This is a genomic window from Acinetobacter sp. YH12097 (assembly GCF_013419225.1).
Lineage (GTDB): Bacteria > Pseudomonadota > Gammaproteobacteria > Pseudomonadales > Moraxellaceae > Acinetobacter > Acinetobacter amyesii.
Genome location: NZ_VPAN01000046.1, coordinates 1 through 20024 on the forward strand (window position 1 = coordinate 1; position 20024 = coordinate 20024).

General features: G+C 40.1%; 21 protein-coding genes and 1 pseudogene. 17 read left to right on the forward strand and 5 right to left on the reverse strand.

Features of this window, described 5'->3' with window-relative positions; genetic code table 11:
• Positions 1–226 precede the first annotated feature (226 nt).
• From FTU37_RS14475 to pal, 9 genes and pseudogenes are all read left to right on the forward strand, one after another.
• On the forward strand, positions 227–748 hold the full coding sequence (locus FTU37_RS14475; protein ID WP_180124556.1) for a hypothetical protein: 522 nt from the start codon (positions 227–229) through the stop codon (positions 746–748).
• Between the two features lie 23 nt (positions 749–771).
• The gene (locus FTU37_RS16780; protein ID WP_257223222.1) at positions 772–897 is read left to right on the forward strand and encodes a hypothetical protein; all 126 of its coding nucleotides are present in this window, start codon (positions 772–774) and stop codon (positions 895–897) included.
• 66 nt (positions 898–963) lie between these two features.
• Entirely contained in the window at positions 964–1371 is a 408-nt protein-coding gene (gene ybgC, locus FTU37_RS14480; protein ID WP_078190367.1) for a tol-pal system-associated acyl-CoA thioesterase, read from the forward strand.
• A gap of 27 nt (positions 1372–1398) precedes the next feature.
• Positions 1399–2097: a protein TolQ gene (gene tolQ / locus FTU37_RS14485; protein WP_078192037.1), complete on the forward strand. Its 699-nt coding sequence runs from the start codon at positions 1399–1401 to the stop codon at positions 2095–2097.
• On the forward strand, positions 2097–2546 hold the full coding sequence (tolR, locus tag FTU37_RS14490; RefSeq protein ID WP_078190369.1) for a protein TolR: 450 nt from the start codon (positions 2097–2099) through the stop codon (positions 2544–2546). Before tolQ ends, tolR begins: the two co-directional genes overlap by 1 nt.
• 3 nt (positions 2547–2549) lie before the next feature.
• The gene (gene tolA, locus FTU37_RS14495; protein WP_180009967.1) at positions 2550–3842 is read left to right on the forward strand and encodes a cell envelope integrity protein TolA; all 1293 of its coding nucleotides are present in this window, start codon (positions 2550–2552) and stop codon (positions 3840–3842) included.
• Between the two features lie 278 nt (positions 3843–4120).
• Positions 4121–4426, forward strand: a pseudogene (locus FTU37_RS14500) (cell envelope integrity protein TolA); the annotation flags it as partial.
• A gap of 553 nt (positions 4427–4979) precedes the next feature.
• Entirely contained in the window at positions 4980–6263 is a 1284-nt protein-coding gene (tolB, locus tag FTU37_RS14505) for a Tol-Pal system beta propeller repeat protein TolB (RefSeq protein WP_180124561.1), read from the forward strand.
• Between the two features lie 68 nt (positions 6264–6331).
• Positions 6332–6901 carry a peptidoglycan-associated lipoprotein Pal gene (gene pal / locus FTU37_RS14510; RefSeq protein WP_111883946.1) on the forward strand — a complete coding sequence of 190 codons (570 nt, stop codon included), beginning with the start codon at positions 6332–6334 and terminating at the stop codon, positions 6899–6901.
• Between the two features lie 275 nt (positions 6902–7176).
• On the opposite strand, the gene FTU37_RS14515 is transcribed toward pal, so the two are convergent.
• A complete protein-coding gene (locus FTU37_RS14515; protein ID WP_078190373.1) occupies positions 7177–7374 on the reverse strand; it encodes an NF038105 family protein in 198 nt (65 codons plus the stop codon).
• A gap of 184 nt (positions 7375–7558) precedes the next feature.
• Here FTU37_RS14515 and FTU37_RS14520 point away from each other — a divergent pair, with 184 nt between their 5' ends.
• The 5 genes from FTU37_RS14520 to FTU37_RS14540 all read left to right on the forward strand — a co-directional run bounded on the left by FTU37_RS14520 (position 7559) and on the right by FTU37_RS14540 (position 10848).
• Complete coding sequence (locus FTU37_RS14520) at positions 7559–8533, forward strand: class 1 fructose-bisphosphatase (RefSeq protein WP_180073584.1); 975 nt, start codon at positions 7559–7561, stop codon at positions 8531–8533.
• A 52-nt stretch (positions 8534–8585) separates the two neighbouring features.
• Positions 8586–9362 (forward strand): RNA methyltransferase, encoded by a 777-nt coding sequence (locus FTU37_RS14525; RefSeq protein ID WP_078192042.1) that lies wholly within the window; start codon positions 8586–8588, stop codon positions 9360–9362.
• Positions 9363–9522: 160 nt separating this feature from the next.
• The gene (locus FTU37_RS14530) at positions 9523–10137 is read left to right on the forward strand and encodes an RNA polymerase sigma factor (RefSeq protein ID WP_111883945.1); all 615 of its coding nucleotides are present in this window, start codon (positions 9523–9525) and stop codon (positions 10135–10137) included.
• The gene (locus FTU37_RS14535; protein WP_078190377.1) at positions 10134–10454 is read left to right on the forward strand and encodes a hypothetical protein; all 321 of its coding nucleotides are present in this window, start codon (positions 10134–10136) and stop codon (positions 10452–10454) included. The genes FTU37_RS14530 and FTU37_RS14535 overlap by 4 nt, the downstream gene beginning before the upstream one ends.
• Entirely contained in the window at positions 10444–10848 is a 405-nt protein-coding gene (locus tag FTU37_RS14540) for a DUF3106 domain-containing protein (RefSeq protein WP_078190378.1), read from the forward strand. The genes FTU37_RS14535 and FTU37_RS14540 overlap by 11 nt, the downstream gene beginning before the upstream one ends.
• Positions 10849–10935: 87 nt before the next feature.
• Here the strand turns inward: FTU37_RS14540 and FTU37_RS14545 are convergent, their stop codons facing one another.
• From FTU37_RS14545 to cxpE, 4 genes are all read right to left on the reverse strand, one after another.
• Positions 10936–13350 carry a CSLREA domain-containing protein gene (locus FTU37_RS14545; RefSeq protein WP_180124557.1) on the reverse strand — a complete coding sequence of 805 codons (2415 nt, stop codon included), beginning with the start codon at positions 13348–13350 and terminating at the stop codon, positions 10936–10938.
• Between the two features lie 24 nt (positions 13351–13374).
• On the reverse strand, positions 13375–15186 hold the full coding sequence (gene rbtA / locus FTU37_RS14550; RefSeq protein ID WP_180124558.1) for a rhombotarget A: 1812 nt from the start codon (positions 15184–15186) through the stop codon (positions 13375–13377).
• Positions 15187–15304: 118 nt separating this feature from the next.
• The gene (gene hda / locus FTU37_RS14555; RefSeq protein ID WP_078190380.1) at positions 15305–16009 is read right to left on the reverse strand and encodes a DnaA regulatory inactivator Hda; all 705 of its coding nucleotides are present in this window, start codon (positions 16007–16009) and stop codon (positions 15305–15307) included.
• Positions 16010–16027: 18 nt separating this feature from the next.
• Positions 16028–17245, reverse strand: a complete 1218-nt coding sequence (gene cxpE, locus FTU37_RS14560) for a chloramphenicol efflux transporter CxpE (RefSeq protein WP_180124559.1) — start codon at positions 17243–17245, stop codon at positions 16028–16030.
• A 134-nt stretch (positions 17246–17379) separates the two neighbouring features.
• Here cxpE and purM point away from each other — a divergent pair, with 134 nt between their 5' ends.
• The 3 genes from purM to FTU37_RS14575 all read left to right on the forward strand — a co-directional run bounded on the left by purM (position 17380) and on the right by FTU37_RS14575 (position 19849).
• On the forward strand, positions 17380–18450 hold the full coding sequence (gene purM, locus FTU37_RS14565) for a phosphoribosylformylglycinamidine cyclo-ligase (protein WP_078190382.1): 1071 nt from the start codon (positions 17380–17382) through the stop codon (positions 18448–18450).
• Between the two features lie 9 nt (positions 18451–18459).
• Positions 18460–19089: a phosphoribosylglycinamide formyltransferase gene (gene purN, locus FTU37_RS14570; protein WP_180008955.1), complete on the forward strand. Its 630-nt coding sequence runs from the start codon at positions 18460–18462 to the stop codon at positions 19087–19089.
• A gap of 322 nt (positions 19090–19411) precedes the next feature.
• Positions 19412–19849, forward strand: coding sequence for an META domain-containing protein (locus FTU37_RS14575; protein ID WP_180124560.1), 438 nt, complete (start codon positions 19412–19414; stop codon positions 19847–19849).
• Positions 19850–20024: the final 175 nt, after the last annotated feature.

Consider the following 20024-nt stretch of genomic DNA (forward strand, 5'->3'; position numbering starts at 1 on the left):
AAGTAACTTGGACCAGTGTTGATCATTTAGCATTGTTCGAGGCATAGCGAGTGTAAAATTGGGTTTGGCGATTTAATTTTACTATCTCGCTATTTTTTTAATCAACAAATGTCAACAGACCCTAATTAACAAAATTAATAGCGAATACATTCAAAACCTTCCATTAGACAGTGCCATTGAAAACATTCCCAGAGAACAACCCATCAGTTCATTTAGCCCAAAACAAATGAGTGATTTTGAAAGCTTATTCCACACCGAATACAATTATTTTATCACTGTCGAATGTGAAAACATTCTTAGCAAAGAAACTATAGAAGTAGATGAAGATAACATCTTAACTATTAAGCAATCGCCTTCTGCATATCGTATAAAAAACCTGAGCTTCAACTATACTTCTGCCCTCATTTTTATTGGGACGTACTATCACGACGACGTACAAGCTTTGGTCAAGGAAAACTTTAAGCCAGCAAAAATTAATACGTTGTATTTTAGCTTCTCATTCTTTGCTTTAGTCATACTCGTTTATGTGTTTTTCTGGATAGATCTACCTAATAAACTTTTACTCATGGTAGTTATTGGCCTTGGCTTTTGCTGCTTAACGTATATGTATGAATCTTTAAAAGCATTACTTCCAAAGCAACAGAAAAAGAAAATGGAAGAAACTCACTTTCATATTGCGGGATATTTAGCAGCTCATCTACAGGATTTTGTCGATGCAAAATTTAAATTAGATGAAAAAACAAATTAAAAGCAGCCACTTTTTAACCAATAATGACAACTACGAAAGTTAAAGATTTACGTGAGTTGAAACCTTGTGCCATTGGACTGATGACTCACGGTGCTAAACTGCCCGTCATTGAAGCACTTGACGAATCATTGAATTATCGCCATTTTTAAATGCTCTAATTCTTTGCTGAAGTGCAGACCAATATTTTTCAGATTTTATAAAGACGGAACACTCTCATGGCGAATAAATTCGAATTCAACATTCGTGTATATATTGAAGATACAGATGCAGGTGGCATTGTTTACCACGCAAATCATATTCGCTTTATGGAACGTACCCGCACAGAATGGCTACGCGCTTCAGGTGTAGACCATTATTGGCATCAAAAAGATTACAACTTTGTCGTTCATAAAATTAATGTGAAATATTCACGCCCTATATTAATGGATGACCTGATTACTGTTACAGCAAGTGTAGTTTCGTGTAAGGCTACGTCATTTGTGTTGCAACAAAATATTTATCGTGGTGATATTATGCTGGCATCAGGTGAGGTAGAATTGGCATGTATCAGTGCAGAGATGAAACCCCGTCGCCTTCCTGATGAAATACGTGAACTGATTCTGAAAGAATTGGAACAAGATTAAAAAAATTATTTGGCACATGTAGTAACTATGGCAACTCAACTAGAATCAACACTTAAAGTTTCAGACCTCATCTTACAAGCAAGTCCTGTCGTACAACTGGTAATGCTCCTGCTGCTCTTAGCTTCGTTATTCAGTTGGTATCTGATTGCCAAGTTACACATGAGTTATAAAAAAGCGCAGGCTGACGATGAACATTTCCAAAAAATCTTTTGGTCTGGCGCCGAACTCAACACTTTATACAACAATGCTCAGCTCAACTCGAAACGTGTTGGCCTTGAAGATGTTTTCTATCAAGGTTTAGGCGAGTTTTTCAAACTTAAAAAGCGTAATGCCAGCGCAGAACAATCCATTGAAGGTACAGAACGTATTCTTCGTGTGGGTTTAAGCCGTGACCAAGGACATTTAGAAAATGGTTTAGGCGCGCTTGCGAGTATTGGATCGGTTGCACCCTATGTTGGTTTATTCGGTACCGTTTGGGGCATTATGAACGCTTTTATTGGTTTGGCAGATGTTGACCAAGTCACCCTTGCTACGGTTGCTCCTGGTATTGCAGAAGCATTGATTGCAACGGCCATTGGTCTTTTTGCGGCAATTCCTGCTGTACTTGCATTTAACCATTTCACAGCCAAAGGTGAAGCCGTTTATAACGATCGTGCGCTTTTTGCCGAAGAAATGGTTGCGTTATTACAACGCCAGTCTGTAGGTTCAACTCAGGACAATGACTAATGGCTATTCAACGTTCTGGACGCTTTGAGCGCATCAAAAAACCATTAAAAAGTGACATGAACGTCGTACCTTATATTGATGTCATGTTAGTTCTTTTGGTGATTTTCATGGTCACTGCACCCATGATTACCACAGGTGTCAAAGTCGATTTACCACAGGCAAATGGCACGCCTATGCAAGCGGAAGATCGCCCTGCGATTGTTACACTTGAGGCGGATGGAACGATCAAACTCGAAGATAAAAATCATCAGAATGATGTACTCACACTTGATGAACTAAAATCTGTTTTAACTGCTTCACAAAATGAAGCGAACGAACAGAAAAAGCAAATGAGTGTCCTGATTAACGGCAGTGAATCTCGTCCTTATGGTGAAGTCATGAAACTCATGTCTGCCCTTCAAGATGCAGGTTTAACACAAGTAGGTTTACTGACTGAGCCATTAAAATAATTTATGAAAGATTTCAACAAGCCGCCTTTTAAACAAAAAGCCGTTGCGATTGGTTTCACACTAGGTGTGCATATCGTCGCTGTGGTTGGCTTACTTTATCTTGGCATGAGTAAACCACCTGAGCCCCCTAAAAAAATAACCACTGTTTTGGTAAAACCGGAAGATTTAAAACCTGTAACACGTGAAGTCACTGAGTTTGATGAAACCGCGCATGAAAATGTAGCTGAACAAATCACGCAAACAGCAGAACCTAGCGTTGAACCGGCACCCGAGATTCCAACGGCTGCACCACCTAAGCCAGCAGAACCACCTAAGGCAGATCCACAGATTGCTGCTCAACAGGCACTCGCTGCGGCAAAAGCACAGCAGCTTGCTGAACAAAAAGCTGCGGACAATGCAAAACGTGCTCAAGAACAAGCTAAAGCGGCTGAAGCTGCAAAACTAAAAGCACAACAAGAAGCCAAAGCGGATGCAGCTAAGGCAAAAGCAGATGCTACGGCGAAAGCCAATGCTGAAGCAGCAAAACGTAAAGCTGATGCTGATGCCAAAGCCAAGGCTGAAAAAATCCATGCCGATGCTTTAAGAAAAGCAGAAGCTGACAAAGCCAAAGCTGCAGCAACGGCAAAAGCCAATGCAGATGCAAAAGCCAAGGCCAATGCGGATGCTGCAAAACGTAAAGCAGATGCAGACGCGAAAGCTAAAGCCAATGCGGAAGCTGCAAAACGTAAAGCTGATGCTGATGCCAAAGCTAAAGCCAATGCAGAAGCTGCAAAACGTAAAGCTGATGCTGATGCGAAAGCCAAGGCCAATGCAGATGCGGCAAAACGTAAAGCAGATGCTGATGCAAAAGCTAAGGCCAATGCAGAAGCTGCAAAACGTAAAGCAGACGCCGATGCAAAAGCCAAGGCCGATGCAAAGACTAAAGCCGATGCCGAAGCACGCGAACGTGCAGCCGAAGAAGCCAAAGCTTCATCTGCAAAAAAAGCAGCTGAAGAAGCTGCACAGAAAAAAGCTGAAGCGAAGAAAATTGCTTCAACAGCAAAACGTGATTTTGAAAATAGGATTAAGCGTGCGTGGGATACACCTTCAGACTCTGCGGGTAAAACGGCGTCTGCTCGCGTTACCCTTACGGAAAGTGGTTCAGTTCGGTCAGTGATTGTGAACTCTAGTGATCCTGATATGAAAGCCAGTATTGAGGCTGCTGTTCGAGCTGCTGCACCATACCCAATGCCGAGTGACCCAGATGCAAAACGTGAAGCTCAAAGTTTTACGTCCACCTTCAAGTCATCACGTTAATTTTTAAATCCCTGCAAACCTTGTGGGGATTTTTCATTTACTTATATACTGAATTATATAACATGAAAACATTATTATTATTTTCGACACTAACACTCCTAGGCTCTCAATCATTCGCCGAAAATCGTTCAATTTACATCCCATCTTCGACCATGCCTGACCATATTCCACCTGAACAATTTAATGCTTTGCTGATGGATCATGCTAAAACAACTCAACCTGAGAAATCAGTACAGGACGTAAAAAAGCCTCTTAAACCCATTTCACATGCTCTAAATGAAGAAGATGCAAAGAAAAAAACGGAAGCCAAGAAAATCGCTTCAACAGCTAAACGTGATTTTGAACATAAAATCAAACGTGCTTGGGATACACCACCTGGCTCTAGCGGTAAAACGGCCATTGCTCGCGTGATTTTATCTGAAACAGGTGCTGTCCAAGCTGTCATCGTAAGCTCCAGTGATCCTGATATGAAAGCCAGTATTGAGGCTGCAGTTCGTGCTGCTGCACCATATCCGATGCCTAGCGACCCAGATGCTAGACGTGAAGCACAAAGTTTTACCTCTACATTTAGATCTTCAAATTAAGTTTGATAAATCCGTGCATTGCTTGCGGGGATTTTTTTGTGGTTAAGCAATGAATCACCCCATACCCATTTTTTCTTATCTTCAATAGATCAAGTTTCATCGCTGGTATGATGTTTATTTTTAAGCTTCTACATCCATCCCCCCAGTTCCACCCTTTCCTAAAATGAATACTCAATCGATTGTACCTGTGTGTTTCAATACTTGAGCTTTTATAAAGCTCTAGCCCCGACTAATTGATCCATTCTTGTCTTCGTTCTATATAACGCCGTGTATGTGGGACTCAGCAACATCAAGTATTACTAAAATTTTCTAAACACTTGATTCAAAAATAGAATCTTATAACTAAAGAATTATCATTTTCATTCCAAAATGTGATGTTGTGTTCATGATTTTTAAGCTAGACTTGACGAAACTCGGATAAAATCTCTGCATTTTTCACAGTGTTATAACAGTTCAGTCATATTTTCATGCTTTTAATATCCCAAAATCATGCCATTATGTGACACAACCAAATACAGACAATAACTCACATTTTTAGAGTAATTAGCGAATGATGGAAATGACGCGTAAACATCTTCTTTGCTTAGCCGTATTCACTGCTTTGAGCCCAGTTTTAGTGACTCAAACGCATGCGCAGCTTCACCTCGAAATCACTAAAGCTCCTGAAGAAGCACCTAAAATTGCGATCGTGCCTTTTAGTAATGACTCAAATATTTATCCAGTGGTTGAAAATGACTTGAACCGCTCAGGTAAATTTACCAGTGCCTCTAAAAACTTACCTGCAACTGCAACAATAAATTCACCTAATGCAGAAGCATGGAAAGCTGCGGGCGTACCCTATGTCGTGACAGGCACATCAAAAACAACGGCTGATGGCTCTTATGAAATTCACTACCAACTGTATGATGTTGAAAAAAAACAATACCTGTTAAATGAACTACTCACTGTACCTGCTTCACGTTATCGTCAAGCAGCGCATATGATCAGTGATGCAATCTATCAAGCTTTAACGGGTATTCCAGGTGACTTCAGCGGCCGTATTGCCTATGTATTGCGTAATGCAGCAACACCAGATCAGCGCTATACCCTACAAATTGCAGATACGGATGGTGAACAACCCCGTACCATTTTGACTTCACGTGATCCAATCCTGTCCCCTGCGTGGACGCCTGATGCGAAAAAGCTAGCCTATGTTTCTTTTGAAACCAAACGCCCTGCAATTTACATTCAAGACTTAGCAACTGGTAGCCGTGAAAAAGTTGCAAGTTTCCGTGGTTTAAATGGTGCTCCAAGCTTCTCGCCCGATGGTAAAAGCATGTTGTTCACTGCATCTATGCATGGCAACCCTGAAATTTACCAAATGGATTTACAAAGTCGTCAGCTAAAACGGATGACCAATGACACAGCGATTGATACAGAAGCACGTTATGCCCCTGACGGTAAATCATTTATTTTTACCTCTGACCGTGGTGGCTCTCCACAAATTTACACCTACAACTTAAGTACTGAAAGCGTAAAACGTTTGACTTTCCGTGGCGTTTTCAATGCCCGTGGCACTTTAAGTGCTGATGGTAAAAAATTAGCTTTGGTGCATCGTCCTAGCGGTAGTAACTATAAAGTTGCGGTTCAAGACATTGGTTCTGGTGTAACCAATATTTTAACACCAACAAGTTTAGATGAATCCCCAAGCTTCTCTCCAAATGGTCAAATGGTGGTGTATGCAACACGTGAAGCAAACCGTGGTTTGCTCTCGATCATGTCTTTAGATGGTCGTTTCCGCATGAACTTACCAAGTGAACAAGGTGAAGTTCGTGAACCAGCTTGGGCACCGAAATAAACACTGCATGATTTATTCAACAATAACTTTTTAATGAAACATCATAAATAACCGTCATGGAGATCAATATGAAAGCGATAAAACTGATTGCATTACCTGTTTTAGCTACAGCATTAGTAATGACTGGTTGTGCCAGCCGTAAACCTGCAGCAGACGTACAAGCAGGACAAAACCCAAATAGCTCAACCACTGTAAACACTTCTGGTTTAAGTGAAGATGCAGCACTCAATGCACAAAACCTAGCGGGTGCATCATCGAAAGGTGTAACTGAAGCGAATAAAGCATTTTTAGCGAAGCGCGTAGTACACTTTGACTACGACAGTACAGAGCTTAGCAATGAAGACTTACAAACCCTTCAAGCTCATGCACAGTTTCTTGTTGCTAATGCAAACTCACGCGTGGCTTTAACAGGTCATACCGATGAACGTGGTACTCGTGAATACAACATGGCGCTTGGTGAGCGTCGTGCCAAAGCTGTTGAAAGCTTTCTGATTACAACAGGCGTAAGTCCAAATCAGCTTGAAGCAGTTAGTTATGGTAAAGAAATGCCAATCAATGCGGGTCATGATGAAAATGCATGGAAAGAAAACCGCCGCGTAGAAATTAACTACGAAGCTGTTCCTCCGCTACTTAAATAAGACTTGAATAAGACTTGAATAAAACTGAGCTAAAAAAGCACTCATTAATGAGTGCTTTTTTGATTTAACCTGTATCATTTAATTTATATCGTGTCATTTGCACCGTTCTATTCAACGTTCTTTGCTTTAACTCAATTTAGCCCTTTAACTCAGGATAAATTCGATTAGCGGCTTTAGAACTTAAGAAAATATCCAATTAAAAATGCAAATGAACGACTTTTAAAACGATATCCTTAGCTTTACTAACTAGAAAATTAGCTTAACAATCCAAATCATTACGCTTCTGCTTCTGGATGTTCAGCATTTTCTTTTTCTGTTTGCATCGACTCAATGAGATCATGTTTATTGAACTTTTTATACTCTGCTTTTGCTTCGTAACTGCTCCATGCAGCTTTAACGGTATCCGCAGAAATATCGTCTAAATTCAATCCCTCAGTTGCAGTCGGAGTCGCATCAAATTTTTGTGTGGTCATTGTTGTGCTCCCTGTCTTTCGATTTATACATTAGATTCAACATAGCATGTTATTCAGGACTTGCAAGGGTAAAATCACGACAAATAGTCTAGTTTAATTTTTCTTTTCCTTCGTTCTCATCTAAAATGTTGCACAATCACATTTTTATCATTTTTGATAAATTAATATTTGGAGTTTTCCGGTTATGTCAAATCTCACCCTTTCCCAATTTCTACAACAACAAAGTGGTAATCTTACTCCTGCATTAGCACAAGTTATTGAAACAATTGGTAATACATGCAAAGACATTGACCTTCTATTACAAAAAGGTGCTTTGGCTGGTGTATTGGGTAGCGCGCAACACGAAAACGTTCAAGGTGAAGAACAAAAGAAACTTGATGTCATTTCAAATGATTACCTCATCGATGCATTGAAAATTCATCCACATGTCGGTGGTTTGGCTTCTGAAGAATTAGATGAATTCACTCCAGCTCAAGAAAATGGCGATTATCTTGTCTTGTTTGACCCATTAGATGGTTCAAGCAACATCGATATCAATATGTGTGTGGGCACAATTTTCTCAATTCTTCCTGCAAAAAATGCGGTAACGCAAGCTGAAGATTTCATGCAAGCGGGTGTTAACCAAGCGGCTGCAGGTTATGTACTGTATGGCCCATCAACAATGATGGCTCTAACTGTCGGTGCTGGCGTAGTCTTCTTTACTTTTGATCCAGAAAGCAAAGAATTCTTATTAACTAAAGATGCGATTGCGGTTGCAGCAGACACTAAAGAATATGCAATTAATGCATCAAACCAACGTCACTGGGAAGAACCTGTAAAACGTTATATCGACGAACTTCTTGCAGGTAAAACTGGCCCGCGTGAAAAAGACTTCAATATGCGTTGGGTCGCATGTATGGTGGGTGATATTCATCGTATTCTTTGCCGTAGCGGTATCTTCATGTATCCATACGACTTCAAAGATCCGAAAAAAGCAGGCCGTCTACGTTTAATGTACGAAGCAAACCCAATGAGTATGTTGATGGAACAAGCTGGCGGTGCTTCTACAACAGGCCGTGTCCGCATTCTAGACATCCAACCAACAGAACTTCATCAACGTGTTCCTGTGATTATTGGTTCTAAAAACGAAGTTGACCTAGTTACGTCATACCATAATTAATTTCTTATAACGAAAGTCAGTATTTTTGCTGACTTTCGTGGATATCTCCCTCATGGCTCTGATTTATCTCGAATCAAAAGACAACCCGAAAATTAAGCACCTCCGTGGCTTAATCGAACAAAATGCCTACCGTAAAAAACAAGGTCAAACTGTTTTGGAAGGCACACACTTGGTGTTGTCATGGTTAGACTCAAAACGTCCAATCAAATCGATTTTCACCACTGAACAAGCAATTAATCATGCCGACTTCGACCGCATTGCGGAACAATATCAAGGTGCGGTGTTCATTCTAAGTGAATCTTTATACAAAGATATCAGTACACTTGGAACATCTATTGCTTGTTTAGCAATTGTGGATTTACCAAGTTCAAGTGAAGCACTTAACTTCAGTGAAGACACCTTAATTTTAGACAACATTCAAGACCCAGGTAATGTTGGCACCCTACTCCGTTCTGCTGCCGCTGCAGGTATTGAGCAAGTTGTTTGTACCAAAGGCTCTGCATCGCTCTGGTCACCGCGTGTATTACGCGCAGGTATGGGCGCACATTTTTCATTAAATACCTTTGAAAATATTGCCCTTGAAGATATTTTGACGAAATTCAAAATTCCAGTGTATGCAACAAGCTCACATCAGTCTGAAAACCTATATAGCAAAAATTTGCGCAAACAATGTGTGTGGATTTTAGGCAATGAGGGTCAAGGTGTTTCTGAGTATGCATTACAACATGCAGAAGCCGTTGCGATTCCTCAACCGGGTGGTCAAGAATCGTTAAACGTAGCCATTGCTGGCTCGATCTGTTTTTTTGAAATGGTACGTCAGCGTCAGTAAAATCGTTATTTTATTGTATTTAGCGCTTAAGCCTGAAAAAAATAGATTACACTAGAAAAAATAATAATTCTTTTTGTCAACCTAACCATTATTTCCATCGTTATTTGTATATGAATATGGAAATAATGGTGGGTATCCAATGACAGGATTTTCCATCTCTATGGATTTAGCACCCAAAAAGTCCGAGACGCAAGACAGCAGTGTTTTAAAAAGCACGGCTGAGTCTCGCCTGAAAAACTTCATGAATGAAGTGACGGGGCGTGCTTTAGTAATGATGGAAAGTGCAACGCACGGTCAACATGGCATTGCCATGGACTTGGTGCAAGAAGCCTTTATTTCCTTACATAAAGCTTATGCTGAAAAGTCCACAGAGGAATGGTATCCCCTGTTTTACACCATTTTAAATAACAAGCTGCAAGACTGGCGTCGAAAAGAAGCACGTCGTTCGCAGCCGTTTTCCTTATTTAGAAAAGTCAGCCTAGATGACGACGATGTCGAGATACAGGATGTGGTAGATGAATCTACACCAAACCCTTTCGACTTTCTGGATCAGGCTGTCACTGCAGAAGAAATACAAGATGCTATCGCAGAACTTCCAGTCCGCCAGCAACAAGCATTTATGTTGCGAGCTTGGGAAGGCTTTGATACGCATACAACTGCAGAAATTATGAATTGTTCCGAAGGCAGTGTGAAAACACATTACCACCGTGCCATTCAAGGTTTACGTACCGCTTTGGCACATTTGAATCCACATATGGGAGGATCATCCGAATGAAACAAGATGATTTCTTAAAGCAAGTAACTTCCAAACTTGATGGACTCGCACAGCACCATAAAGACAAAGCAACTGTCATGAATAACGTGCTTGAAGATATTCATCAGCGCGAAACTTCACGTTATGGTTTCTGGAAAATGTCTGGCTTTGCACTTGCAGCAGCAATTGCAGGTTTTGTCATTTTACCAAATGCGACTGTACTGGATGACAAACCACAAAATCAGGTGATTTCAACCCCTAAGCTCTCCCCTCAAATGGTGGAAGATCTTGAAATGTTGATGGTTCTGGGTGAGGACAAAGTTCCACATGGCAGCTAAAAAATTAGCAATTGCATTCTGTGCTTTTAGTTTTTTGCAAACCAGTTTTGCTGGCTTTGATCGCTTTTGGATATTTTCAAAAGATGCAGATACCCAAGTCAATGAAACTTGGGATTCGCTATCTGAAGCAGAACAACAGGCTTTAATTAAAAAGTACCAGGCACTCAAAGAGATTCCTGCAGATCAACGTGTCAGCTTGCAACAGCGCATGGATTGGTTCACCCAACTTCCAGACAGTGAAAAGCAGCGTATGCGCGAAACGTGGCAAAAAATGAGTACTTTAGAACGTAAAGAACTCGCGACACGTATGCAAAAAGCTAGTCCTGATGAACGACCTGCTATTCGCGATGAATATATCAATAAATACTTACAACCTATCGCTGTCGTTCACTAATCAAAAACAACAGTGTTGTGAAAATCAAATCAATTGCATGAGTTAAGTCATAAAAAAAAGCCTCTTATCGAGGCTTTTTTTATTGTCTTACTTGCTCAACCGACGCTGACGATACACACTTAAACCAATCAGTGCCAACAGTCCAAATACTCCCATTGAGCCACCGCCGCTAGAAGAAGAGTTGGTGTTTTTCGCGGTATTCTTAAGAGTCAGAATTGCATTGCTTGATGCAATGCCATCACTATCGACAACACTATATTCAACAGGATAGTCAAACTGACTAAAGCCATTTTTTACAGAGAAGGTAATCTTGCCACCGTAGCAGGTTTCCTTTAAATAACTTGCTGGGCAACTGCCACTATACTCAGCTTCAAAGTTTAAACCTGCTGGGATTTTCGTAAAGCGAATGGGAATAATTTGGCCTTCATCATTTTTATGCCATACCGATTTGCCCGCTAGCATAGATGCAACTGGACCATCACCATCATCATTGGCATTTTCTAATAAATTATTGACGGTAACAGACAAATTATTTGACGGACTAATTGTATATTGCGCAGCTTTGGCCACTGGAGTCATATTTTTAAATGCCACACGGACCACACCAGAGGATTCCGCCTGACTCCCTGTCTTTTGTTTTAGCGTATATTTACAAAAACCGTATTCGGTAGGTGCTGTTGTTGCCCCACTAGTGCGATAAATAACGATTTGTTTTATTCCCGCATCCCAATCACAGTGTAGGTCATGTGGTGGATTACCCACAATACTTGCTTCGCCTGTACTAGACACTGTAATTTCACTACCAATGCCGATTGGTGAAGTCGTCACGGTGTAGTTGTCTGCATTTAAGGCAATTTGTCGTGTTTCAGCACTACCATTCACAGACTCTTCTTGAGGTAATGATGCCGGGAACGGATCAAAATAAACCGCACGATATTTAAGGTTATTTTTTAATGCACTTAATACCGCTTCGTACTTTGTTAAATCATCCTGATTGGCAACTTTGTATTCTGCATAATCTGGATCGTCGATATCCTTTTTCAAAGCATCAATTGTATTTTGATACTTATCTTGCAGAGCTGTTAAAGACTCATTGGTAATATCTGCCATATCTGCTGCGGTTAAATTCATTAACTCAACCGAACCAATATCACATGTGTTTCTTTGCGTAGGTGATAACTGTAAAGTACCATCTGTGATCCGCAAAATACCCCGTTGATCCGCATCACTACAGCCGTCTAAGCCAAGATTGATCAAGTCAAAACCGCTGCCGATTGCTTTCGGGTAATACAAAGGTAAATACAAGTTATAAGCAGATTTTGTTTGTAGGGCGCTTAATAAAGTCCCCATAGCATAGCTACTTACATCATGGTTTTGCAGAAAGCTTTCCGTACTATTCAGTACACTTTCGGGTAAATCACACTGTGCGGCTGCCAGTTCAAATGCATTATTACTTGCAACAAATTTTTGACCATTATCAGGTACAGCATTATTGAGATAGCGACAAGATTTCCCACCAGTATTGTAGGCCAATACATTGAAATACCAAGCCTTTGTACCATTGTTATCATAATAATAGGTACTAGCCGCATTGTTCTCGACTATTGTATTACTGGTTAAAACGAAGCTAGAAAAAGCACTTAAACGTTCCGTTCCCTGAGAAATGGCACGGATAATACTACCCGTATTTGGATTTGCTTGGTTTTTTGCAATCGTGTTTGCTGTTAGTTCAACTTTGGCATTACCACAGAAGTCCATCACACTATTGCTCGTCGATGAACCATTTTGAATAATACTGCTTTGCTGGAACACAATTTCAGGCTGGGTATCCCCCAAGTTCCCGATACAGTCCATAGCAACAACACTACCTTTAGGTGCGATGTTGCCCTGAACTAAACTGCTCACCAATAATGTTTTTTTCGACATATTATGCGCAACGGAGTAGATTGCACCGCCAGCAACTTTGGCTTGAGAGTTTTCAATTGCACCATTATTTAAGGTAAATGCTCCCCCTAAATACAAGGCACCACCTCGATCTTCTGCCATCCCGCCAGTAAGGCGTACATTATTGACGATAAAGTTGGCTTCTGAGCGTGAAGTATTAAAAATACGCGATTTGCCTTGGGCATTAATCGTCGTTCTAATATCCTCATAGGCAGGAAATTTCTGTGTCAGTAAATTTTTTGAATCATAGTTAAAGCGACTTTTCCCCTCTATCACGATCTGATTTAGAGGAACTAACTCACCTTTGGTCAGAAGATATTCACCTGCTTCAAGTTGAATATAATCGGTCTGCCCATTATTTGGATTACCGACATTACATCCACCAAAAGATTTGTTTTTACGTGCAGTTTCAATCGCTTCACGTAAAGAACATTGATTGAGATTTTCACCATTTTCATCCTCAAAGGTCGTAACTTTGATGATGTTACTTGTCGCTGCCATAGATGACATAGCCGCAAGGACCATGACTGCCAGCAATCCTTTTTTATAATTTTTCATGTGCTGTCCTTAATTCTATCCAGACTATTTTTTAAAGCGACGAAATCCAACTAAGCCAAGCAGCGCAAAAATACTCGCCCAGCCTAGAGCACCACCTGATGTTTTAACGGTTTTACTTTCCATTTCATTGGTTGGTTCTTGGAAAATACGCACTTCTGCAGCTAAATAATTTTTTGCCGAAGTATTAAAACGGGTTGAAGACGTCACCACACGCAATTCAAAAATATCTGCGCCATGCCAATTTCCATTTGGCGTGTATTCAAAATCACCATTCAAATTCAGTGTAAATTTACCTTTTGATTCGGTGCTTTGTACAACTATTGGACAACCATCTTGCCATGGCTCACCTGTTGGATTTGCCATACCCATCACTTTTGTACATTCTTCTTTTGGAATTAAATCACTGTCACCTAAAGCGTCTAAGATATTAAACTTCGCCACTTCACCTGTACGTATGTCTTTACCTAATCGAGGCATGCTCACAGGAACTACAATTTCGATGGCACCACGATCACACCATACATCATCCAAATTACGATTTTTTCCACGCTGATCAGAAGACTCACAATACACATGATGCTCATTGCCATCAGCTGTGGTCTTCCCTTTATTTAATATCGGGCTTGAGAAAATCGTTTCGTAATCTAATAAAATACGAGGACGTAAATAACCAATAAATGCGTTGTTTGCTGTGGTAAATGGACAGAAAAGTGCATTAAGATCTTCTGTTAAGGTTTTACAGCTACCTTCATCTTCACCCGTGATTAAACTTGTCCCAGACCACACATCATTTAAATTTGCAACAGGCCCAACAGGACAACTTGCAGCCACTAAGTTGTTATAAAAAACAGATTTGTTTGTTCCTGAGTTCACAACTTTACAATCTTGAGCGGTACCACTGAGCGCATTACCAATCACCACACTATTGGCTAAATAAGCATGCTCAGAGGTACTATTTAGTTCAATACCACCACTGTTCTTCAGTACTGTAATATTATTGAGTGCTAAACCATCACGTAAGTTGACAGCAAAACCTTCGTTTTTGAAAAAGGTACTATTGGCAATGATATTTTGAGGGTTACTGAACACCAACTTGCTGATGTCTGCGAGCCCATTTTGATTGTAAACAATCGCTCGACCAGAAGTGCTTTCATTATTTTTGAACAAAGACGTATAGATTTCATAAGCAGGTGCTTCTGAGTAAATTGCACCACCATCTACCGCTTTGTTGTTTTGAAAAATTGTGGTTCGCATATACAGACGGCTTGCTACAGCTGCGCCATCTTCTGAGAATCCAACATTGTAGATTGCACCACCAAGGCGTGCATTACCATCTTCAAACTTTACATTTTCAAGTGTGAGTTTTTCATTATTAAAAATGATGCCGCCTTTATCAGCACATTGATCTTGCTTACATCCTTTAAATGAAATTTCTTTAAAATTGATCGCAATTAGTTCTTTTTCGCCATCATTAATATTAAAAATTTGATCCTTACCCGTCATTTCAATGACGGCATTATTAAGACCGAGTACGACATCTTCATTGACGTTACTGCCATACGCCGTTTTCAGATTCAGTTCTGCTTTAATATCAATTTTTTTAGTGAGTTTATAAACTTCATTTTTTTTCAGAGAAATTGAGGCATAGGCGTCTTTACCCCCGCAACCATTATATCCGGCTTCTGGCATACCATTATTGATATATTCTATGGCTTCACGAAGTGAACATTCCTTGTCATCCTTTACAACATCTTCAGTGGTTGTAACGGTAATTTCTGCGCTAAATGCATGACCTGCCATGAGAAGCATGCCAATGCCTATGCTCTGTTTGAGCATATCCATCTCCTTAAATATTTTTTATCTTTTTATTCTTAAGTTGCACAATCCTTGCAACATTAAAATATTTTTATGTACTTTGTCACAGCTTGAGTAATTACTCAAGAATTTTTATTGCTTACCGATATTCATCAATTAGGGCAAAAATCTGTCTTAAATTTGCATGACTCAATTTGACTTTTTCACCTTTTAACATCTGAATCAGTTGTTCTAAAGATCTAAGTAAAATGGATGCCTGATGCGGCCCATGTGCTAACAAATAATCTACAATTTGTTGATCCATATGGATGCCACGTCGCGCCAAAACAGAGTTTACGAGTGCTTGTCGGTCTGCGTATAAGCTACCATTCGGCACTTTCACACTAACAGCCTGAGTTAATCGAGACTGTAGGTCTGGCAGTTCAAGTTTGAGTTCAATGGGCGCCAGCCGAGATGAAAAGACCAATTGACCACCTTCTTCGTTATTATAATTAATCAGGTGAAAAACAGCTTTTTGCCAATGTGGAACTCCGCTAATCGCTTCAATATCATCTAAAGCCACCAAATCATAGCGATCAAGCGAAGTAATCGCTTCAGTTGGCGCATCGAGCAATTCAAGCAATGAAACTTGAATTGCTGATTTGCCAATTTCTAAATAGGAGTCACATATTGCAGACAGTAAATGGCTTTTTCCTGTGCCAGCTCCACCATAGATATAGAAACGATTCATTAAACCAGCATGTAACTGACGAACACCATCGATTACATGCCCCCAACTCGGCCCAGAAAAATCACTAATTCGGGCATCGAGTTGTGGTTCTATATCTAGCTGCAATTGACGCATATCTATATTTTGGCCTTATCAATCTTTATGTTCTGATCTTTCAATGTTACTCGAAATTTCAGGATCTTGCAGCGAATTTGCAGACTGATTTTTGAGCTCGATATCGACAGCAATTTGATCGGTTTCTACGCTTAATGTGCCAATTTCAGCATCATTCACCACGAGTACATCATTTCGGTATAAATTACTTTTCTCATAATTTTCACGCGCATGACGTAATAACACCACAATAATCGCTGCGACTGGTAATGCAATGAGCATTCCGAGCAGTCCTGCCAATTGTGCGCCTGCAAGTACTGCAAAAACCACGGCTACTGGAGACAAACCAATTTTGTCACCCAGTAAGAACGGCTGTAGGATATAGCCTTCTATCGCCTGTCCCACCATGAAGACAACTAAAACTAAGGCTAAATGCACCCAATCCAAACCGAATTGGAACAAGCAAGCCACAATTGCCGAAATAATACCAACCGCAAAACCCAAATACGGAATAATACTGGCTAGACCCGCAATCATCCCAATGATGATACCAACCTCAATACCGACTAATTGAAGTCCAACCGCATATACAACGCCCAATAAGAACATCACCAAGAACTGGCCTTTTACAAATGCGCCAAGAACTTCATGACATTCGCCTACGATGGTTAATGTGCTTTTTTCGTATTTGCGTGGAATAAGACGACGCATGTTTTCTAACATACGTTCCCAGTCTAATAGGAAATAGAAAGCTATGATTGGAATTAAGACAATCGTGCCACCAATCTGTATGAAATTCAGACCCGATTGTGCCACTTTTAACAACATGGCTTGGATACTGTCTGCACTATAGTTGGTTTGAATATACTCCATGATCGCTGCTGACATTTGCTCTGTATCAATTTCCATCGGTACAAGATTAAATGTCTCTGATAACCACGGCAGGAATGTATAGTTGACCCAATGAATATTGCTTGGAATATTGTTTTTCGCATACATCAACTGTTCCCATACCAGTGGTACGAGGAACCACATTGCAAGGAATATAGCGACACCAATTCCAATAAAGACCAAACTGATAGATAACCAGCGCGGCAAGCCAATATTATGTAATTTATCGACTAAAGGGCTAAATAAATATGCAATTAGAAATGCGCCGATAAAAGGAACAACTACAGGCTTTAATAAGTATAAAACCCATAGGATCAATGCTATCCCAGCAAGAATAAAAATTCGGCGCAAGGTGCGATCACCCATATAAAGTCACCTTTTTTCAATGTAATCGTTATAGAAAAGAAAATATTTTAATAAAGATAACATTTTAGTGCGAAATAGCATAAGAGTTTTGCATATTCAGGTTATAATCCCCGCGCGAATGCGGAGACTTCATTATGAGCAACTCAACTTCTACCCCAAACACTGGTTTAAGCTACAAAGATGCAGGTGTCGACATTGAAGCGGGCGACGCGTTAGTCGATCGTATCAAATCTGTCGCGAAACGTACTGCACGTCCTGAAGTAATGGGCGGCCTAGGCGGCTTCGGCGCTCTTTGTAAAATTCCTAAAGGTTATGAAGAACCTGTTCTCGTATCTGGCACAGATGGTGTTGGTACAAAATTACGTTTAGCATTGAATTTGAACCGTCATGACACAATTGGTCAAGACTTGGTTGCAATGTGCGTAAACGATCTTCTCGTATGTGGTGCTGAACCACTGTTCTTCCTTGACTACTATGCAACTGGCCACCTCAACGTTGACGTTGCAGCAAATGTTGTAACTGGTATCGGTGCGGGTTGTGAACTTGCAGGCTGTGCATTGGTTGGCGGTGAAACTGCTGAAATGCCAGGTATGTATGAAGGCGAAGACTATGACCTTGCAGGTTTCTGCGTAGGTGTAGTTGAGCAAAGCAAAATTATTGATGGCTCTAAAGTTAAAGCGGGTGACGTTTTAGTTGGTGTTGCATCTTCTGGCGCACACTCAAACGGTTACTCACTTCTTCGTAAAATTTTAGATGTGAAAAACGTTGACCTTACTCAAATCGTTGATGGTCGTCCACTTGCAGATACAGCAATGGAACCAACACGTATTTATGTAAAACCAATTCTTCAGTTATTGAAAGAAGTGGATGTACACGCTATGGCGCACATCACAGGCGGCGGTTTACCGGGTAACTTACCTCGCGTACTGCCAAATGGTGCTCAAGCGGTAGTCAATGAAGCATCTTGGGAATGGCCAGAATTATTCAAACTACTTCAAAAAGAAGGTGGTGTTGAACAATTTGAAATGTACCGCACATTTAACTGTGGCGTAGGTATGGTTCTCGTGGTTGATGCAGCCGATGCTGACAAAACTGTTGAATTACTCAATAGCCTTGGCGAAAAAGCATTCACAATGGGTCACATTGCAGATAATGCTGAATCTGTTGAAGGCGCTGACGAAAAAATCCGTGTAGTTTTCGCATAAGCAACGTTCATGATTAAAATTGCTGTACTTGTTTCAGGCAGCGGATCTAACCTGCAAGCCCTGATCGATGCCAATCTATCAGGTCAAATCGTTGGGGTGATTTCCAATAGACCTGACGCTTTTGCACTGCAACGTGCAGAAAAAGCAAAGATTGCAACTGCAGTCATTGAACATAAACAATATCCAAGTCGTGAAGCTTTTGATGATGTGATGCATCAACAACTGCTCGACTGGGATGTTGATTTGGTCATTTTAGCAGGCTTTATGCGCATTTTAAGCGCAAAATTTGTCAAAGCATGGGAAGGAAAAATGATTAACATCCACCCTTCTCTGCTGCCAAATTATAAAGGCATGCATACTCATCAACGTGTTTTAAACACCGGTGATGTCTTCCATGGCTGTACAGTTCACTATGTGACTGCAGAGCTGGATGCTGGTCAAGCGCTTGCTCAAGGCGTACTTAAAGTCAATGTGCATGATCATGCTGAAAGTCTGGCAGATCGGGTTCACGTGCTTGAGCATGTGATTTACCCTCAAGTGGCAGAATGGATTTGTAATGGCACCATTCAACACACTGAAAACGGTGTTTTATATCGTGGCGAGCCTTTGCAACAACCTGTTCAATTCTGTAAGTTCTAAGCAACTGTATAATTTAACAATCAACGCATCTTAGGGTGCGTTTTGTTTTTCAGTGCCAAATAAAACTCTATTTATTACTAAAATCTAAAATCTAAAATCTAAAATCTAAAATCTAAAATCTAAAATCTAAAATCTAAAATCTAAAATCTAAAATCTAAAATCTAAAATCCATTTTTGCAGAATGTTCAACTTTATGATCAATATGTAGTTTTTAGTTAAATTAAAGCTTTTAGCATCATTAAAATAATAAGCTTATATTGCAATTAGTAAACCTTATAAATCTAGAAATATTACATCCTTCAAAAAAAGTGGAGAAAATCACATGTTAAAATCCATCACACTGGCGACTTGTGCATGTATAACACTGGGTATGATTGGTTGTGCTACGACATCAAATCCGGCTACTGATCGTAATTTAGATAAATTACAAAACAAAAATTGGGTTGCGAGTGAAATTCAAGGCGTTAAGCTTGAAGCTGCCCCTAACAATTCGAACGTACCCACCATCACTTTCGACGATACTCGTGTAAGTGGTTCTGATGGTTGTAATCGATTCATGGGCGGTTACGCTGTGCAAAACACAAAAATCCAATTTTCAAACCTTGCTACAACACAAAGAGCGTGTTTGACTGCGACAAATATTCCTCAACATTTTTCGCAGGCATTGAGCCAAGTTACTCATTATGATGCCTCTAAAGATCATTTGAAATTTTTAGATGCCAACAACAAAGTTGTTTTACAATTTGAAAATGCGAAATAAATCTCAAAAGTAGAATGTTTCATTCATAAAAAAAGCACTCTATAGAGTTAATGCCAGTCAGTTAAGCAAATTTTAGTAAAATGTAGTAAAAATGAGTGTATGTAAATACGCTCATTTTTTTATGTCTTTATCTGAACATTTAGAATCCACTCTTGAACATTCTCTCCCATCACTC

Excerpts from the sequence above, each read along its gene's own strand:
- FTU37_RS14525 (WP_078192042.1), top strand. The coding sequence starts at position 8,586 with ATGGCTCTGATTTATCTCGAATCAAAAGACAACCCGAAAATTAAGCAC.
- pal (WP_111883946.1), top strand. The coding sequence starts at position 6,332 with ATGAAAGCGATAAAACTGATTGCATTACCTGTTTTAGCTACAGCATTA.
- FTU37_RS14515 (WP_078190373.1), bottom strand. The coding sequence starts at position 7,374 with ATGACCACACAAAAATTTGATGCGACTCCGACTGCAACTGAGGGATTG.
- tolA (WP_180009967.1), top strand. The coding sequence starts at position 2,550 with ATGAAAGATTTCAACAAGCCGCCTTTTAAACAAAAAGCCGTTGCGATT.
- FTU37_RS14545 (WP_180124557.1), bottom strand. The coding sequence starts at position 13,350 with ATGAAAAATTATAAAAAAGGATTGCTGGCAGTCATGGTCCTTGCGGCT.
- FTU37_RS14535 (WP_078190377.1), top strand. The coding sequence starts at position 10,134 with ATGAAACAAGATGATTTCTTAAAGCAAGTAACTTCCAAACTTGATGGA.
- ybgC (WP_078190367.1), top strand. The coding sequence starts at position 964 with ATGGCGAATAAATTCGAATTCAACATTCGTGTATATATTGAAGATACA.
- FTU37_RS14520 (WP_180073584.1), top strand. The coding sequence starts at position 7,559 with ATGTCAAATCTCACCCTTTCCCAATTTCTACAACAACAAAGTGGTAAT.
- FTU37_RS14575 (WP_180124560.1), top strand. The coding sequence starts at position 19,412 with ATGTTAAAATCCATCACACTGGCGACTTGTGCATGTATAACACTGGGT.
- FTU37_RS14475 (WP_180124556.1), top strand. The coding sequence starts at position 227 with ATGAGTGATTTTGAAAGCTTATTCCACACCGAATACAATTATTTTATC.
- hda (WP_078190380.1), bottom strand. The coding sequence starts at position 16,009 with ATGCGTCAATTGCAGCTAGATATAGAACCACAACTCGATGCCCGAATT.
- tolQ (WP_078192037.1), top strand. The coding sequence starts at position 1,399 with ATGGCAACTCAACTAGAATCAACACTTAAAGTTTCAGACCTCATCTTA.
- FTU37_RS16780 (WP_257223222.1), top strand. The coding sequence starts at position 772 with ATGACAACTACGAAAGTTAAAGATTTACGTGAGTTGAAACCTTGTGCC.
- FTU37_RS14530 (WP_111883945.1), top strand. The coding sequence starts at position 9,523 with ATGGATTTAGCACCCAAAAAGTCCGAGACGCAAGACAGCAGTGTTTTA.
- tolR (WP_078190369.1), top strand. The coding sequence starts at position 2,097 with ATGGCTATTCAACGTTCTGGACGCTTTGAGCGCATCAAAAAACCATTA.
- cxpE (WP_180124559.1), bottom strand. The coding sequence starts at position 17,245 with ATGGGTGATCGCACCTTGCGCCGAATTTTTATTCTTGCTGGGATAGCA.
- tolB (WP_180124561.1), top strand. The coding sequence starts at position 4,980 with ATGGAAATGACGCGTAAACATCTTCTTTGCTTAGCCGTATTCACTGCT.
- rbtA (WP_180124558.1), bottom strand. The coding sequence starts at position 15,186 with ATGCTCAAACAGAGCATAGGCATTGGCATGCTTCTCATGGCAGGTCAT.
- purM (WP_078190382.1), top strand. The coding sequence starts at position 17,380 with ATGAGCAACTCAACTTCTACCCCAAACACTGGTTTAAGCTACAAAGAT.
- purN (WP_180008955.1), top strand. The coding sequence starts at position 18,460 with ATGATTAAAATTGCTGTACTTGTTTCAGGCAGCGGATCTAACCTGCAA.
- FTU37_RS14540 (WP_078190378.1), top strand. The coding sequence starts at position 10,444 with ATGGCAGCTAAAAAATTAGCAATTGCATTCTGTGCTTTTAGTTTTTTG.